Source organism: Pseudomonas sp. TWRC1-2 (genome assembly GCF_049896685.1).
Taxonomy (GTDB): domain Bacteria; phylum Pseudomonadota; class Gammaproteobacteria; order Pseudomonadales; family Pseudomonadaceae; genus Aquipseudomonas.
The window spans coordinates 221045-237119 of sequence record NZ_JAFCUU010000003.1 but is presented as its reverse complement, the minus strand read 5'-3'; the positions used below and the strand labels follow the sequence as shown (position 1 = coordinate 237119).

Sequence of the window (16075 nt, the reverse complement as noted above, 5' to 3'; positions counted from 1 at the left end):
GGCTTAACCTAACTCCTGCAATCTGGCACGCGCCAGTTCGATATCGCACCCTTCGGTTTTCTGGGTGGTTTTGTGCAGCGCGTGCAATACATAGACAGCCTCTGGGCGATTGACCACATAGAACACTCGAAACGCGCCTGATTGCTCAGTGATCCGAATCTCACTGACGCCCCGTCCGATAGTTCTCATGGGCTTGCAATCAAAAGGCTGTTCGCCCTGTTGCAGAAGATCCAACTGAAAACCGGCTGCCCTTCGGGCGTCGAGAGGAAACTCCTTGACGTCCTTGAGTGAGCTTCCTAGAAACACCACATCCTTGTGCCTGGGCATTGGCTTCTCCTTTGCTGGAAAGAAAAAGCGTAATAGACGACTCGGGCTACGGCAGTGGAGCTTTGTTTCAAGGCATAGCAAAAGCTCGATAACACTGATGCGTTATCGAGAGCCTATATCGAAACAGATATAAATCAAGCCAAGCACCGGGAATCAGACGGTCGGTTGATTCCCGTTATGCAGGCAATCACGCACCCGGCACAAAGTGCTTCTGCGCCGTGCCGCGTGCGATCAGGCGGGAGATGTAGTCGAGTTTCTGCGCGTCCTGGTCGATAAACCGGAAGGTCAGTTGCAGCCAGTCGCTGTCGGGCTTGGGCTCGTAGGCGACGACGGCGTGCAGGTAGCCGTTGAGGCGTGCCACTTCGGCGTTGTCGCCTTGCTCAAGGTCGAGCACCGCGCTTTCCAGTACCTGCGGCAGGACTTCACCGCGACGTACCACCAGCAGAGCTTCCTTGATGCTCAGCGCCTTGATCACGCATTGCTGGGTGCCGCTGGACAGGCGCAGCTGGCCCTGGCCACGGCCGCCGGCCGGCGCTGCCGCTGGCGTTTGCACCGGCGGGCTGTTGAGCAGGCCTTTGCTTGGCGCAGCCACCGGCGCCGGTTTGACGGCTTCAGGCTTGCCGCCGGTCAGGGCACTCAGGGAGTCGTTGCCGAAAGCCGAATTCATTTTGGTCGGCGCACTGGCGATCAGCGCGTCGAGGCGGCCGATCTTGTGCAGGGCCTGCTTGACCTTGTTCAGCAATTGCTCGTTGGTGAACGGCTTGCTGACGTAGCCGGAGACGCCGGCCTGAATGGCCTGCACCACGTTTTCCTTGTCGCCACGGCTGGTTACCATCACGAACGGCATGGCTTTGAGATGGGCCTGCTCACGGCACCAGGTCAGCAACTCCAGGCCTGACATCTCGGGCATTTCCCAGTCGCACAGCACCAGGTCGAAGGTCTCGCGCATCAGGATGGATTGCGCCTTTTTGCCGTTCACCGCATCTTCGATCTTGATCCCCGGAAAGTAGTTGCGCAGGCACTTCTTCACCAGGTCGCGGATAAACGAGGCGTCGTCCACCACCAATACACTGACTTTACTCATCGACCCTTCATCCTATAAAAACTTCGGCACGCAAAACGCCTGACTGATGGCATTTTGCCAAAACTCGCGATTCACAGAAGGACTTTATTGTTCCTGCCGCGCAAAAAATTCAGATGCCGCAAACGAAAACGCCCGACCAAAGGCCGGGCGTTAATTTCTCGGGCAACCTTACTTATCGTCAGATTCGCCCAGAACATTAGGGATTTGATCGGCCGTGCCTTCAACTTCGGCTTTCATGCGCTTGAGGCCCATGTGCCGCACGTCGGTACCGCGTACCAGGTAAATGACCAGTTCCGAGATATTGCGCGCGTGGTCGCCGATACGCTCCAGCGAACGCAGCACCCAGATGATGTTCAAGACCCGCGAGATAGAGCGCGGGTCTTCCATCATGTAGGTGGCCAGCTCGCGCAGTGCGGTCTTGTATTCGCGGTCGATGGTCTTGTCGTACTGCGCTACCGACAATGCCAGCTCGGCGTCGAAGCGCGCAAAAGCGTCGAGGGCATCGCGCACCATGTTGCGCACCTGGTCGCCGATGTGGCGCACTTCCACGTAGCCGCGCGGCGCTTCGCCTTCTTCGCACAACTGGATGGCGCGACGGGCGATCTTGGTGGCTTCGTCACCGATACGCTCCAGGTCGATCACCGACTTGGAGATGCTGATGATCAACCGCAGGTCGGACGCCGCCGGCTGACGACGCGCCAGAATGCGCAGGCATTCTTCGTCGATGTTGCGTTCCATCTGGTTGATCTGGTCATCGATCTCACGCACTTGCTGGGCCAAGCCCGAGTCGGCCTCGATCAGCGCGGTGACGGCGTCGTTGACTTGCTTCTCCACCAGCCCGCCCATCGCCAGGAGGTGGCTGCGCACTTCCTCAAGCTCGGCGTTGAACTGCGCGGAGATGTGATGGGTAAGGCCTTCTTTGCTAATCATGGGTTTGCTCCGCAAAAGCTGTAAGCCGCAGGCTACAAGCTGCAAGCTGATGTGTGTCGTTGATCAAACTGCTTTTACTTGCCGCTTGAAACGTGCGGCGTGCAGCTGGGGCTAGCCATAGCGACCGGTGATGTAGTCTTCGGTCTGCTTCTTCGCCGGGTTGGTGAACAGGGTATCGGTGTCGCCAAATTCCACCAGCTTGCCCATGTACATGAACGCGGTGTAGTCGGAAACCCGCGCCGCCTGTTGCATGTTGTGGGTCACGATGACGATGGTGAACTTGGATTTGAGTTCGTAGATCAGCTCTTCGACTTTCAATGTGGAGATCGGGTCGAGTGCCGAGCACGGTTCGTCGAGCAGCAGCACTTCCGGCTCCACGGCGATGGTGCGGGCGATCACCAGACGTTGCTGCTGGCCGCCGGACAAACCGAGGGCCGACTCGTGCAGGCGGTCCTTGACCTCATCCCACAGTGCCGCGCCTTTGAGCGCCCATTCAACGGCTTCGTCGAGGATGCGTTTCTTGTTGATGCCCTGGATGCGCAGGCCGTAGACCACGTTTTCGTAGATGGTCTTGGGGAACGGGTTGGGCTTCTGGAACACCATGCCCACCCGGCGGCGCAGCTCGGCCACGTCCTCGCCCTTGCGGTAGATGTTGGTGCCGTAGAGGTTGATCGCGCCTTCTACACGGCAACCGTCGACCAGGTCGTTCATGCGGTTGAAGGTGCGCAGCAACGTCGACTTGCCGCAGCCGGACGGGCCGATGAAGGCGGTCACGCGCTGCTTGGGGATGTTCATGCTGACGTCGAACAGCGCCTGCTTTTCACCGTAGTACAGGCTCAGGCCCGGCACTTCGATGGCCACGGTTTCCTGGGCCAGGCTCAGGCTCTGCTTGTCGCGACCCAGGGCCGACATGTTGATGCCGTGGGTGTGGGTTTCGTGTTGCATGGGATGCTCCCTGTGCTACCAATTTGTGTGGGAGCGGGCTTGCTCGCGAAGGCGTCAGGTCAGTCGACCTATGTGTTTCTGATACACCGCTTTCGCGAGCAAGCCCGCTCCCACATTTAGTCCGCGTTCACTTCAATTAACTGTCCAGCGCTTTGTATTTTTCGCGCAGGTGGTTACGGATCCACACCGCCGACAAGTTGAGCGTGGCGATCACCAGCACCAGCAGCAAGGCGGTGGCGTACACCAGTGGCCGCGCAGCTTCGACGTTGGGGCTCTGGAAGCCGACGTCATAAATATGGAAGCCCAGGTGCATGATTTTCTGGTCCAGGTGCAGGTACGGATAATTGCCGTCCAGCGGCAGCGACGGCGCCAGTTTCACTACACCCACCAGCATCAGCGGCGCCACTTCACCGGCGGCGCGGGCCACGGCGAGGATCATGCCGGTCATCATCGCCGGGCTGGCCATTGGCAGCACGATCTTCCACAGCGTTTCTGCCTTGGTCGCGCCCAGTGCCAGCGAGCCTTCACGTACGGTCCGAGGAATCCGCGCCAGGCCTTCTTCGGTGGCCACAATCACCACCGGAACCGCCAGCAGCGCCAGGGTCAGCGAGGCCCACAGCAGGCCCGGCGTACCGAAGGTGGGTGCCGGCAGGGCTTCGGCGAAGAACAGACGGTCAACCGAGCCACCCAGCACATACACAAAGAAGCCCAGGCCGAACACGCCGTAGACAATGGCCGGTACGCCCGCCAGGTTGTTCACCGCAATGCGGATAATCCGCGTCAGGGTGTTCTGCTTGGCGTATTCACGCAGGTACACCGCCGCCAGTACACCGAACGGCGTCACGATCATCGCCATGATCAGGGTCATCATCACGGTGCCGAAAATCGCCGGGAAGATCCCGCCTTCGGTGTTGGCTTCCCGTGGGTCATCGCTGAGGAATTCCCAGACCTTGCTGAAGTAGAAGCCGACCTTGGTCATCGTGCCCATGGCGTTCGGCTGGTAGGCGTGCACCACTTTGCCGATGCCGATTTCCACTTCTTTGCCGTTAGCGTCGCGCGCCGTCAGGCTGTCGCGGTTGAACTGGGTGTGCAGGTCCGCCAGGCGCGCTTCGATGTCCTTGTAGCGGTTGTTCAGTTCTGCGCGGTCCGAATCCATATCAGCTTGGGCGGTAGCGTCGAGCTTGCCTTCCAGTTCCAGCTTGCGACCGTGCAGGCGGATACGCTCCAGCCCGGCGTTGATCGCGCCGATGTCGGTTTTTTCCAGACTCTTGAGTTGCGCAGCCAGCTTGTTCACGCGGTCAACGCGGGCCTGCAGCTCCGGCCACGCGGCTTCGCCTTCGGCGATGACCTTGCCGTCCTGTTTGACGTTGACCAGGGTGCCGTAGAAGTTGCCCCATTCACGCCGTTCGATGGCCATCAGGTTGGCCGGCTTGGTCTGGTCCTTGAGCCACTCGCCGACGATCCAGGTGAAGTCGTTGCCGTTCAGGTCGCGGTTGCCGACCTTGATCAGCTCGCGGGTCATGAACTCCGGGCCCTGGTCGGGCACCGGCAGGCCAGCGCTTTTCAGGCGCTCGCGTGGCACTTCTTCCTTCTGCACCACTTCGCCGATGACGATATGGTTTTCCTGGCCCGGCACGTTGTAGTTGGCCTGGATCAGGTCGGCCGGCCAGAAGTGGCCCAGGCCACGCACGGCAATCACGGCCAGCAAACCAATGGTCATGATGACCGCGATGGACACCGCGCCACCGCTGATCCAGACGCCCGGGGCGCCGCTCTTGAACCATCCATTCAGGGAGTTCTGTTTCACAGACTTCTACCTTTCTTAAAGCGACGAGTATTTCTTGCGCAGACGCTGACGAATCAGCTCGGCGAGGGTGTTCATGATGAAGGTGAACAACAGCAGCACCAGCGCCGAGAGGAACAGCACGCGGTAGTGGCTGCCGCCGACTTCCGACTCGGGCATTTCCACTGCGACGTTAGCCGCCAGGGTGCGCAGGCCTTCGAACAGGTTCATCTCCATCACCGGGGTGTTACCGGTGGCCATCAACACGATCATGGTTTCACCGACCGCACGGCCCATGCCGATCATCAGCGCCGAGAAAATCCCCGGACTGGCGGTCAGGATGACGACGCGGGTCATGGTCTGCCATGGCGTGGCGCCCAGGGCCAACGAGCCCAGGGTCAGGCCGCGCGGCACGCTGAACACGGCGTCTTCGGCGATGGAGTAGATGTTCGGGATCACCGCAAAACCCATGGCCAGGCCGACTACCAGAGCGTTGCGCTGGTCGTAGGTGATGCCCAGGTCGTGGGAGATCCACATGCGCATGTCGCCGCCAAAGAACCAGGTTTCCAGGTACGGGCTCATGTACAGCGAGAGCCAGCCCACAAACAGGATCACCGGGATCAGGATCGCGCTTTCCCAGCCATCGGGAACGCGCAGGCGGATCGACTCAGGCAAGCGGCTGAACACGAAGCCGGCCACCAGAATGCCAATCGGCAACAGCATCAGCAGGCTGAAAATCCCCGGCAAATGCCCTTCGACATACGGCGCCAGGAACAGGCCGGCGAAGAAGCCGAGGATCACCGTCGGCATCGCTTCCATCAGTTCGATCACCGGCTTGACCTTGCGGCGCAGGCTCGGAGCCATGAAGTAGGCGGTGTAGATCGCAGCGGCCACCGCCAGTGGTGCGGCCAGCAACATGGCGTAGAACGCGGCCTTCAGAGTACCGAAGGTCAGCGGCGCCAGGCTCATCTTGGGTTCGAAGTCGGTGTTGGCGGCGGTCGATTGCCAGACGTATTTAGGCTCGTCGTAGTTTTCGTACCAGACCTTGCTCCACAACGCGCTCCAGGACACTTCCGGGTGCGGGTTGTCCAGCAACAGCGGTTGCAGCTTGCCGCCGGCTTCGACGATGACGTGGTTGGCGCGTGGCGACAGGCCGAACACGCCTTGGCCATCGACCACCGGGTCGACCAGCAGCGTGCGGTGCGCGGTGCTGTGGAACACGCCGAACTTGCCGGACGCGTCGAGGGCGGTGAAGCCTTTGCGACGTTCTTCAGCGGTGATTTCAACGATAGGCGCGGTGCCCATCTGGAAGGTACGGATCTGTTTCAGGCGTTGCTCGCCGTCCGGGTCGCGGGCCATGAACCACTGGGCCAGGCCGCCTTTGGAGTTACCCACGATCAGCGAGATACCGCCCACCAGCTGAGTGCTGGCGGTGATTTCGGCGTTGCCGTCTTCGAGCAGTTTGTAGCGACCGTTGAGGCTCTTGTCGCGCAGGCTGAAGACGTCAGCAAGGGCACGACCGTTGATCACGTACAGCCACTGCTGGCGTGGGTCGATGAAGATCGCCTTAACCGGCTCGGTCATTTGCGGCAGCTCGATACGCTTCTGCTCGCTGGTGACTTCGCCAGTCATCATGTTTTCTTCGCGGCTCAGGCTCAGCACGTTCAAGTAGGAACCTGCGGAACCGGCAACGACCAGCGAGGAATCGGTGGCGTTAAGTGCGACGTGCTCCAGCGGGCGACCCTGCTCGTCGAGCAAGATCGGCGTTTCGCCGTAAGGGTATTCAATGGCCGGGGTGATGGTTTTCTTGCCGTCCGGGTAGGACACCTTATAGGTGTGGCGGAACACCAGGGACTGGCCATTCGACAAACCCAGGATCACCAGCGGGCTGCCCGGCTGGTCTTCACCAATGGACGCAACGCTGGCGCCTGCCGGCAGCGGCAAGTCGACACGCTTGAGTTCAGCACCCGTGTCCACATCAAAGAACAGCGCCTGGCCCTTGTCGGAAACCCGCATGGCAACCTGGTTCTGCTCTTCGAGGGAGATCATCAACGGCTTGCCGGCGTCCTGCATCCAGGCGGGCGTCAGCGCATCTTCCTTGGTCAGCGAGGCGCCCTGGAACAGTGGCGCGACGACGTAGGCAAGAAAGAAGAAAATCAGGGTAATGGCGCCGAGGACGGCGAGGCCGCCGATCAACACGTACCAACGGGTCAGGCGATCCTTGAGCGCGCGAATGCGGCGCTTGCGTTGCAGCTCAGGCGTATTGAAATCAATGCGCTTGGGAGGAGAAGTCGTCGTCATGGTGGAATTGGCCAGATCATTCATGCGCACACCCTAGCGATCCTGTATGACAGAAAGATGACAATGCAGTGACGCAGCAAAGCCGCCGCGTAGCAGAGCTGGCAGCGGACTAAAAAATTAGGGGTGTAGACGGTTTAATGTGAGAGCGGGCTTGCCCGCGATGGCATCAATGCGGTCTTAACGCTACACCGCGTCGCCAGCATCGCGGGCAAGCCCGCTCCCACACAAAAGCATGCATCTACACCAGGTCTTGCAGGCTTAGTTGCCTTCTTTCAAACCCAGTTCAGCCAGGGCCTTGGCGGCCACTTTGGCTGGCAGCGGGATGTAGCCGTCTTTGACGACCACTTCCTGGCCCTGTTTGGACAGAACCAGCTTCACGAACTCAGCTTCCAGCGGAGCCAGAGGCTTGTTCGGGGCTTTGTTGACGTACACGTAGAGGAAGCGCGACAGCGGGTATTTGCCGTTCAGGGCGTTTTCTTCGCTGTCTTCGATGAAGTCAGTGCTGCCTTTCTTGGCCAGGGCCACGGTCTTCACGCTGGCGGTTTTGTAACCGATGCCCGAGTAACCGATGCCGTTCAGCGAGGAGCTGATCGACTGCACAACCGACGCCGAACCTGGTTGTTCGTTCACGTTAGGTTTGTAGTCGCCTTTGCACAGGGCTTCTTCCTTGAAGTAGCCGTAGGTGCCGGATACCGAGTTACGACCGAACAGTTGCACCGGCTTGTTGGCCAGGTCGCCGGTCACACCCAGGTCGCCCCAGGTTTTGACATCAGCTTTGGCGCCGCACAGACGCGTCGAGGAGAAGATCGCGTCGACTTGTTCCATGGTCAGGTGCTGGATCGGGTTGTCCTTGTGCACGAACACGGCCAGGGCATCCACAGCCACCGGGATCGCGGTTGGCTTGTAGCCGTACTTCTGCTCGAAGGCCGCCAGTTCGGTGTCCTTCATCTTGCGGCTCATCGGGCCCAGGTTGGAGGTGCCTTCAGTCAGCGCAGGCGGTGCAGTGGCGGAGCCGGCAGCCTGAATCTGGATGTTGACGTTCGGGTATTCCTTTTTATAGGACTCAGCCCACAGGGTCATCAGGTTAGCCAGGGTGTCGGAACCAACGCTGGACAGGTTGCCCGACACACCGGTGGTCTTGGCGTAAGCCGGAATTGCCGGGTCAACACCAGCGGCTACCGCGTTAGCGGTCGCAACGCCAGCAGCGACAAAAGTCATTGCCGCCATCAAACGTTTCAGTTTCATGCCTTGCTCCTAGCAGATAGGGATAGTTGGATCGGGGCCAAGTATCGGTAGGCCGTGTGAACACTCTATGTCCGCAATGTGACAATTAGATGAAAGGCCAGCATTTGTGAAAAACCTGACAGGAAGGGGAAAGATCAGTAAATCCGGGACTTGCGAGGGGGTTGAAGCGCATGAAGCGGTGTTTCAGAAATACTCTGTAATCGTTGGCCAACCACAAACCCTGTGGCGAGCGAGTGCCCTCGCCACAGCGTCATTGCAGGCTTTTAGCGCCCGCGCTTCCACAGATAGCCACCCACCAGCATCCCCATCACACACAGCACGGCGACATAGTAGGCAGGGCCCATCGGGCTTTCCTTCATCAGCAGCGACACCGCCAGCGGCGTCAAACCACCAAACACGGCGTAGGCGACGTTGTAGGAGAACGACAACCCGCTGAAACGCACCACCGGCGGGAAGGCTTTCACCATCACGTAAGGCACCACGCCGATCACCCCGACAAACAGCCCGGTCAGGGTGTACAGCGGGAAAAGCCAGTTCGGGTGATCGATCAGGCTGTGGTACAGCGTCCACGACGTTGCCAACAGCAACAGGCAACCGATGACCAGCACGCGGCCAGCGCCAAAACGATCAGCCAGGGCGCCGGAAGCGATGCAGCCCAGGCTCAGGGTCACGATGGCCAGGCTGTTGGCTTGCAATGCGATGGTCGGGCTGAAGTGGTAGACGGTTTGCAGCACGGTCGGGGTCATCAGGATGACCACGACAACACCGGCCGACAGCAACCAGGTCAACAGCATCGACAGCACGATGGCGCCACGGTGGTCGCGCAATACCGCGCGCAATGGCAGCTCGGCGGCCAAGGTTTTGCGTTGCTGCATCTCGGCGAAGATCGGCGTCTCATGCAGCCAGCGGCGCAGGTACACCGAAAGCAGGCCAAACACGCCGCCCAGCAGGAACGGGATACGCCAGGCGTAATCGGACACTTGTTCCGGGCTGTAGAGCGAGTTGATGGCGGTGGCCACCAGCGACCCCAACAGGATGCCGGCGGTGAGGCCGCTGGTCAGGGTGCCGCAGGCATAGCCGATGTGGCGCGGCGGTACGTGTTCAGAGACAAACACCCAGGCGCCCGGTACTTCGCCGCCGATGGCCGCGCCCTGGATGACGCGCATCAACAGCAGCAGAAGCGGCGCCCACAGGCCGATCTGCGCGTAGGTCGGCAGCAGGCCCATGATCAGGGTCGGCACGGCCATCATGAAGATGCTCAACGTGAACATCTTCTTGCGGCCGAGCAGGTCGCCAAAGTGCGCCATGATGATGCCGCCCAACGGACGAGCCAGGTAGCCGGCGGCGAAGATGCCGAAGGTCTGCATCATGCGCAGCCATTCCGGCATATCGACGGGGAAGAACAGTTTCCCGACCACGGTGGCGAAAAACACGAAAATGATGAAGTCGTAAAATTCCAGCGCCCCGCCCAAGGCAGACAGCGACAGGGTTTTGTAGTCGTTGCGGGTCAGCGGGCGCGACGGTTGCGCGCTGCTTGCGGGCACGGAGGACATGGCAAGGCTTCTCTTATAGTAATGACGGCAAGCCCGGGACTTGCGGCGGGTCTGGCAAGATAGCAAATCGCTTGAAAAAGCACAGCGCCCACCGAATAACACTTTGCAGGCGCGCGTTAATACCCGTTTCTTCCCTTTATTAGCCATCAGAAGCACAGTTGCGGGAAAAAGCCGCATTACAGCCAGGATTTGCCGACCAAATGAGCGCCGGGAGGTCGTCGTGGCGCTAGCGTCTCGATATACTCGGCCCCTGCAAGCGCAAGAACCCCAGTCTTGAGGGGCTGCTGTGCCAAAACGTCGTTGGGTGCCATCCAGCCGATTTGGCAGAGTTTCCCTTTAGTACGCCTTACGAGAAACGCATCGAGCGGTGTATGTTGGTGCTGAAACGTTTTTCCAGAGACGGCTATCCACTTGAAATACCCATGAAGCGTCACGGGTCAGAGGCACCCTCGGCATGATCGAACTCGAACAAGAAGATCCTATCCCGCAAGGCGATCTCGCCCTGCAAATCACCGCACTCCCGCGTGAAACCAACGGTTTTGGCGATATCTTCGGCGGCTGGCTGGTCGCGCAGATGGACCTGGCCGGCACCGCCATGGCCAGCAAAGTGGCCGGCGGACGTGTCGCCACGGTGGCGATCGATCGCATGGCGTTCCTGGTGCCGGTGGCGGTCGGCGCGCAATTGTCCTTCTATACCCAGGCCCTGGAAATCGGCCGCAGTTCGATCCAGATGATGGTCGAGGTGTGGAGCGACGACCCGCTGTCCAGCGAATGGCGCAAGGTGACCGAGGCGGTATTTGTGTTTGTCGCCATCGACGGCAGCGGCCGTACCCGCTCGGTGCCATCGCGCGCGCGTTAAACATCGCCGGGTTTTGACGGTCAATTGCCCCATTGCCTGCCATGAGAGAGCACTGCTATGCCCACGCCCCACGTTGAAACCGTGAAAATCGACGAGCTGGACTGCTGGCGCGTCCGCCACAACGGCGCCGAAGTGATGGTGGCCCAACAGGGCGCGCACATCTTCAGTTACCAGCGCCAGGGCGAGCAGCCAGTGATCTGGCCGAACCCTGAGGCGGTATTCAAGCAGGGCAAAGGCATCCGTACCGGCGTGCCGGTGTGCTGGCCATGGTTTGGCGTATTCGACCGTAACCCGCAAAGCGTGAAGGCGATGCGCCAAAGCGACCAACCCGCGGGTGCCCATGGTTTTGTGCGCACGGCACTGTGGGAACTGGCTGCAACCGAACTTGAAGGCCAGGCATTGCGCGTCGACCTGGTATTGCCGGTGCCGGCGGGCGGCTTCCCCGGCTGGCCGCATCAGGTCGGCCTGAAGCTGAGCCTGCTGCTGGACGATCAACTGCATATCCGCCTGACCAGCCACAACCGTGGCAGCGACACCGTGACCCTCAGCCAGGCGCTGCACACCTATTTCGCCGTGAGCGACGTACGCAACGTGCAGGTCGAAGGCCTGGACGGGCTGGCCTATATCGACACCGCCGACGGCTGGAGCGAAAAGACCCAGTCGGGCCTGCTGCACTTCAGCGCCGAGACCGACCGCATCTACCTGGACACGCCGGCGCAGTTGAGCATTGTCGATAAAGACTGGCAGCGTCGCCTCCAGCTCACCAGCCAAGGCTCGAACTCGACCGTGATCTGGAACCCCTGGACCGAACGCGCCAAGGCGTTCGACGACATGGCCGATGACGGCTGGCAGGGCATGCTGTGCATCGAAACGGCGAATGTGCTGGATGATGTGGTGGCACTGGCGCCGGGTGAAAGCCACACACTGGGCGTGAGCATCACAAGTCTCGCCTTGTAAATAACGAGCAAAATGTGGGAGCTGGCTTGCCTGCGATAGCATCACCGCGGTGTATCAGTCACACCAAGGTGGCTGCATCGCAGGCAAGCCAGCTCCCACACTGATTTGTGTTGTGGCTTAGAGATCGGACTCTTTGACCGCCCGCACCTTCCCCGCATCCAGCGCATACGCCGCATCCGCCAAATCGTTATTGACCTTCTCTACCTTCAGCGTGCCGGTAACCCACAACGGCGTGTAGATGTCATCCAGCTTCAACCCCTTGGGATAACGCACCAGCACCAACTGGTTGGGCGGCGGAGGCGGCACGTGGATGCAGGCGCCTGGGTACGGCACCAAAAAGAACAGCGTGCTGCGGCCCTTGGCGTCGGTTTCCAGGGGTACCGGGTAGCCGCCGATGCGAATGTTCTTGCCATTCATGGCGGCCACGGTCTTGGTCGAATACATCACCGCCGGCAAGCCTTTGCTTTGCTTGAGGCCACCTTTGTCGGTGAACGTGCCTTGGGCTTCGGGGGAGTTGTGGTCGATCTCGGGCATGGCTTCGAGGGCTTTCTGGTCCGACAGCGGCATCAGGTCGAGCCAGTCGGTTTCCGGCAGTTCGCCAGCGTGCGCCAGGCCGGAGCCCAGCAAGAGGAGAGTCAACAGAAGACGGCGCATGGTGAGGCTCGGCAAGTACAGGTGGCGAGCATTCTAGCCCTCTGCGCCTGCGCAGCGCAGAGGGCTTTGTCGCTTAATTACTTTTTACGCAGCAGACCGTAGATCACCAGCAGCACGATGGCGCCGATCAGCGCACCAATAAAGCCTGCGCCTTGACCTGCCTGGTAGATGCCCAGGGCCTGACCACCGTAGGTGGCGACCAGAGAACCTGCGATACCCAGCAGGATGGTCATGATCCAGCCCATGCTGTCGTCGCCTGGCTTGAGGAAACGCGCCAGCAGGCCGACGATCAAGCCGATAAAGATGGTTCCGATGATACCCATGGCATTTCCCTCTGATTGAATGTGAGTCATGCCAAAGCCTAGTCAGGCTTTGCCATCCTGCAATCAGAGAGACGGCGGTGACCAATGGTTCCCGCCGATCCTCAGGTTATTGCTCGGCGATCAGCGCTTCGACCTTGAGGATCTGGGCTTGCAGCGTCGCACGGTCCTTGCAGCGCAGGTTGGCGTGGCCGACCTTGCGTCCGGCCTTGAAGGCCTTGCCGTAGTGATGCAGATGGCAATCATCGATCGCGATCACGCGCTCAACCGGCGGCACAACGCCGATGAAGTTGAGCATGGCGCTTTCGCCGACCTTGGCCGTGGAGCCCAGTGGCAGGCCCGCCACCGCCCGCAGGTGGTTTTCGAACTGGCTGCACTCGGCGCCTTCGGTGGTCCAGTGCCCGGAGTTGTGCACACGCGGCGCGATTTCGTTGGCCTTGAGGCCACCGTCGACTTCAAAGAACTCGAATGCCATCACACCGACATAATCCAGCTGCTTGAGCACACGGCTGGAATAGTCTTCGGCCAGGGCCTGCAACGGGTGATCGGTGCTGGCCACGGACAGCTTGAGGATGCCGCTGTCGTGGGTGTTGTGCACCAACGGGTAGAAGCGGGTTTCGCCATCACGGGCACGCACGGCAATCAGCGAGACTTCGCCGGTGAAGGGCACGAAGCCTTCCAGCAGGCAGGCGACGCTGCCCAGCTCGGCGAAGGTGCCAACCACATCGGCGGCGGTACGCAGCACTTTCTGGCCCTTGCCGTCATAACCCAGGGTGCGGGTTTTCAGCACGGCCGGCAGGCCGATGGAGGCGACTGCAGCGTCCAGGTCGGCCTGGGACTGGATGTCGGCGAAGGCCGGCGTCGGGATGCCCAGGTCCTTGAACATGCTCTTCTCGAACCAGCGGTCGCGAGCGATGCGCAAGGCTTCGGCGCTCGGGTAAACCGGTACGAACTGCGACAGGAAGGCCACGGTTTCGGCCGGGACGCTTTCGAACTCGAAGGTCACCAGGTCGACTTCTTCGGCCAGTTGGCGCAGGTGATCCGCGTCGCTGTAGTCAGCCCGCAGGTGTTCACCGAGGGCCGCCGCGCAAGCGTCCGGCGCCGGGTCCAGGAAAGCGAAGTTCATCCCCAGCGGGGTTCCCGCCAAGGCCAGCATGCGGCCCAGTTGGCCGCCACCGATTACACCGATTTTCATCAATCAATAACCTCAGGCGATGCGTGGGTCTGGATTGTCCAGCACGCTGTCTGTCTGCTCAGCACGGAATTTTTTCAGCACCGCGTGAAACTGCGGGTGCTTGGCGCCCAGGATGCTGGCAGACAGCAAAGCGGCGTTGATCGCGCCGGCCTTGCCGATCGCCAGGGTGGCCACCGGGATACCGGCGGGCATCTGCACGATGGACAACAGCGAATCCACGCCCGAGAGCATCGACGACTGCACTGGCACACCGAGCACCGGCAGGTGGGTCTTGGCCGCACACATGCCTGGCAGGTGCGCCGCACCGCCGGCACCGGCAATGATCACCTCGATGCCACGGGATTCTGCTTCATCGGCATACTGGAACAGCAAATCCGGCGTGCGGTGGGCAGAGACCACTTTCACTTCATACGGAATGCCGAGTTTTTCCAGCATATCGGCGGTGTGGCTAAGGGTGGACCAATCGGACTTGGAGCCCATGATCACGCCAACCAATGCACTCATCGTCGTGCCTCTTCTCTCTGGGCGCCCGCAGGCGCGTCAAAAAACAACAAGCCACGCAGGAAATCCGGCGTGGCTTGTTGTACGAAATTTGGCCGGTTGGACCGGCCGAAGGCCGCGCAGTATACCGTAATAATCCAGATAAACAGCCCCTGGAATGACCATCTGTCCAGTGGCGCAAACCAGCGGTTTTATTGACTTTCAGGTCAGCGAAAACACTACCGATAAACCATGGAAACTGGATCAATGTGGGAGCTGGCTTGCCTGCGACAGCATCACCTGAATATGCCTGATGTACCGAGGCGTCTGCATCGCAGCGGTGCGGCGATCCGACAAGCCAGCTCCCACACTAACCGCGTTCAACTGGAGGGGACTGCGCCGCCCCACCTTCCAACTTGCGCCACAACAACCGTACGTTGGCCTTGCGCACCAACGCGCAGCGATACAAACGAATCTCCAACGGCACATGCCATTGCGGCCCGCCGCACACCACCAGTTCGCCCCGCGCCAGTTCGGCACGCACACTCAGTTGCGGCACCCAGGCAATGCCCAGCCCTTCCAGCGCCATGCTTTTGAGGCTATCGGCCATGGCGGTTTCGTAGATGGTGGTAAAGCGCAGGGAGCGCTGGCGCAACAGCAGGTTTACCGAGCGCCCCAGGAATGCTCCGGCGCTGTAGGCCAGTAACGGCACACTGCCCTCGCCTTCCAGGTCAAACAGCGGCTTGCCGTCGGCATCGGCGGCGCACACTGGGAGCATTTCGGTGTTGCCCAGGTGCAGCGACGGGAAGATTTCCGGGTCCATTTGCATGGCCGCGTCCGGGTCGTAGAACGCCAGCATCAAATCGCAACCGCCTTCGCGCAGCGCATGCACCGCGTCGCCGACGTTGGTGGCAACCAGCCGCGTGGCAATGTTCAGGCCTTCATTGCGCAGTTGCGCGATCCAGCGCGGGAAGAAGCCCAGCGCCAGGGAATGCGCTGCCGCCACTTGCATGACCTCGCCCTGCCCGCCTTCCAGATGATGCAAATGGCGCAACACTTCGCCGAGCTGCTCGACCACCGTGCGCGCGGTGACCAGAAACAGCTGCCCCGCCGCCGTCAGTTCGACGGGCGTGCGCGAGCGGTTGACCAGGGTCAGGCCCAGCGCGGCTTCCAGGCTGCGAATACGCCGGCTGAAGGCCGGCTGGGTGACAAAGCGCCGTTCCGCCGCCTGAGAAAAGCTGCGGGTCGCCGCCAAGGCGCTGAAGTCTTCCAGCCATTTGCTCTCAAGGTTCATCACTTCCTCCCACGGGTACGCACCATTTTGGCACACACGCCCGCCATGATAACCGGGTCACACCGACATTATGCCGTTTGTGCATAGGCCAGTGTTTAACAGCATTGGCCCAAAAACTCCCACAAGCCTAGCATTCGCAGCGTTCCGG

Annotated in this window: 15 protein-coding genes; 2 read left to right on the top strand and 13 right to left on the bottom strand. The window is 60.7% G+C overall.

What is annotated here, in order from left to right; genetic code table 11:
- Positions 1-3: 3 nt before the first annotated feature.
- From ACP7B3_RS09920 to ACP7B3_RS09885, 8 genes are all read right to left on the bottom strand, one after another.
- On the bottom strand, positions 4-327 hold the full coding sequence (locus ACP7B3_RS09920) for a type II toxin-antitoxin system RelE/ParE family toxin (protein WP_426178722.1): 324 nt from the start codon (positions 325-327) through the stop codon (positions 4-6).
- 187 nt (positions 328-514) lie between these two features.
- Positions 515-1411, bottom strand: coding sequence for a response regulator (locus tag ACP7B3_RS09915; protein ID WP_369302824.1), 897 nt, complete (start codon positions 1409-1411; stop codon positions 515-517).
- A gap of 168 nt (positions 1412-1579) precedes the next feature.
- Positions 1580-2341, bottom strand: a complete 762-nt coding sequence (gene phoU / locus ACP7B3_RS09910) for a phosphate signaling complex protein PhoU (RefSeq protein ID WP_426178721.1) — start codon at positions 2339-2341, stop codon at positions 1580-1582.
- A 111-nt stretch (positions 2342-2452) separates the two neighbouring features.
- Entirely contained in the window at positions 2453-3286 is an 834-nt protein-coding gene (gene pstB, locus ACP7B3_RS09905; protein ID WP_056860879.1) for a phosphate ABC transporter ATP-binding protein PstB, read from the bottom strand.
- Between the two features lie 136 nt (positions 3287-3422).
- Complete coding sequence (gene pstA / locus ACP7B3_RS09900) at positions 3423-5093, bottom strand: phosphate ABC transporter permease PstA (RefSeq protein WP_369302823.1); 1671 nt, start codon at positions 5091-5093, stop codon at positions 3423-3425.
- Between the two features lie 15 nt (positions 5094-5108).
- Positions 5109-7142, bottom strand: coding sequence for an ABC transporter permease subunit (locus tag ACP7B3_RS09895; protein ID WP_426178931.1), 2034 nt, complete (start codon positions 7140-7142; stop codon positions 5109-5111).
- Between the two features lie 486 nt (positions 7143-7628).
- Positions 7629-8615: a phosphate ABC transporter substrate-binding protein PstS gene (locus ACP7B3_RS09890; RefSeq protein WP_426178720.1), complete on the bottom strand. Its 987-nt coding sequence runs from the start codon at positions 8613-8615 to the stop codon at positions 7629-7631.
- Between the two features lie 263 nt (positions 8616-8878).
- A complete protein-coding gene (locus ACP7B3_RS09885; protein ID WP_426178719.1) occupies positions 8879-10168 on the bottom strand; it encodes an MFS transporter in 1290 nt (429 codons plus the stop codon).
- 454 nt (positions 10169-10622) lie between these two features.
- Between ACP7B3_RS09885 and ACP7B3_RS09880 the strand changes: the two genes are divergently transcribed.
- Entirely contained in the window at positions 10623-11027 is a 405-nt protein-coding gene (locus ACP7B3_RS09880; protein WP_003176975.1) for an acyl-CoA thioesterase, read from the top strand.
- 57 nt (positions 11028-11084) lie between these two features.
- Positions 11085-11984 (top strand): D-hexose-6-phosphate mutarotase, encoded by a 900-nt coding sequence (locus ACP7B3_RS09875; protein WP_262206777.1) that lies wholly within the window; start codon positions 11085-11087, stop codon positions 11982-11984.
- A 117-nt stretch (positions 11985-12101) separates the two neighbouring features.
- On the opposite strand, the gene ACP7B3_RS09870 is transcribed toward ACP7B3_RS09875, so the two are convergent.
- The 5 genes from ACP7B3_RS09870 to ACP7B3_RS09850 form a co-directional block, all read right to left on the bottom strand.
- A complete protein-coding gene (locus ACP7B3_RS09870) occupies positions 12102-12638 on the bottom strand; it encodes a DUF3299 domain-containing protein (RefSeq protein ID WP_106575906.1) in 537 nt (178 codons plus the stop codon).
- Between the two features lie 77 nt (positions 12639-12715).
- Positions 12716-12961 (bottom strand): GlsB/YeaQ/YmgE family stress response membrane protein, encoded by a 246-nt coding sequence (locus ACP7B3_RS09865; protein WP_010168336.1) that lies wholly within the window; start codon positions 12959-12961, stop codon positions 12716-12718.
- A gap of 106 nt (positions 12962-13067) precedes the next feature.
- A complete protein-coding gene (locus ACP7B3_RS09860; RefSeq protein WP_404486013.1) occupies positions 13068-14153 on the bottom strand; it encodes a 5-(carboxyamino)imidazole ribonucleotide synthase in 1086 nt (361 codons plus the stop codon).
- 12 nt (positions 14154-14165) lie between these two features.
- Positions 14166-14657, bottom strand: coding sequence for a 5-(carboxyamino)imidazole ribonucleotide mutase (gene purE, locus ACP7B3_RS09855; protein ID WP_003195648.1), 492 nt, complete (start codon positions 14655-14657; stop codon positions 14166-14168).
- A 346-nt stretch (positions 14658-15003) separates the two neighbouring features.
- Positions 15004-15927, bottom strand: coding sequence for a LysR substrate-binding domain-containing protein (locus ACP7B3_RS09850; protein WP_106575908.1), 924 nt, complete (start codon positions 15925-15927; stop codon positions 15004-15006).
- Between the last annotated feature and the right edge of the window lie 148 nt (positions 15928-16075).

Coding starts and splice junctions, on each gene's coding strand:
- ACP7B3_RS09850 (WP_106575908.1), bottom strand. CDS start 15,927: ATGAACCTTGAGAGCAAATGGCTGGAAGACTTCAGCGCCTTGGCGGCG.
- ACP7B3_RS09880 (WP_003176975.1), top strand. CDS start 10,623: ATGATCGAACTCGAACAAGAAGATCCTATCCCGCAAGGCGATCTCGCC.
- ACP7B3_RS09895 (WP_426178931.1), bottom strand. CDS start 7,142: ATGCAGGACGCCGGCAAGCCGTTGATGATCTCCCTCGAAGAGCAGAAC.
- ACP7B3_RS09860 (WP_404486013.1), bottom strand. CDS start 14,153: ATGAAAATCGGTGTAATCGGTGGCGGCCAACTGGGCCGCATGCTGGCC.
- ACP7B3_RS09885 (WP_426178719.1), bottom strand. CDS start 10,168: ATGTCCTCCGTGCCCGCAAGCAGCGCGCAACCGTCGCGCCCGCTGACC.
- phoU (WP_426178721.1), bottom strand. CDS start 2,341: ATGATTAGCAAAGAAGGCCTTACCCATCACATCTCCGCGCAGTTCAAC.
- ACP7B3_RS09920 (WP_426178722.1), bottom strand. CDS start 327: ATGCCCAGGCACAAGGATGTGGTGTTTCTAGGAAGCTCACTCAAGGAC.
- pstB (WP_056860879.1), bottom strand. CDS start 3,286: ATGCAACACGAAACCCACACCCACGGCATCAACATGTCGGCCCTGGGT.
- ACP7B3_RS09915 (WP_369302824.1), bottom strand. CDS start 1,411: ATGAGTAAAGTCAGTGTATTGGTGGTGGACGACGCCTCGTTTATCCGC.
- ACP7B3_RS09865 (WP_010168336.1), bottom strand. CDS start 12,961: ATGGGTATCATCGGAACCATCTTTATCGGCTTGATCGTCGGCCTGCTG.
- ACP7B3_RS09875 (WP_262206777.1), top strand. CDS start 11,085: ATGCCCACGCCCCACGTTGAAACCGTGAAAATCGACGAGCTGGACTGC.
- purE (WP_003195648.1), bottom strand. CDS start 14,657: ATGAGTGCATTGGTTGGCGTGATCATGGGCTCCAAGTCCGATTGGTCC.
- ACP7B3_RS09870 (WP_106575906.1), bottom strand. CDS start 12,638: ATGCGCCGTCTTCTGTTGACTCTCCTCTTGCTGGGCTCCGGCCTGGCG.
- ACP7B3_RS09890 (WP_426178720.1), bottom strand. CDS start 8,615: ATGAAACTGAAACGTTTGATGGCGGCAATGACTTTTGTCGCTGCTGGC.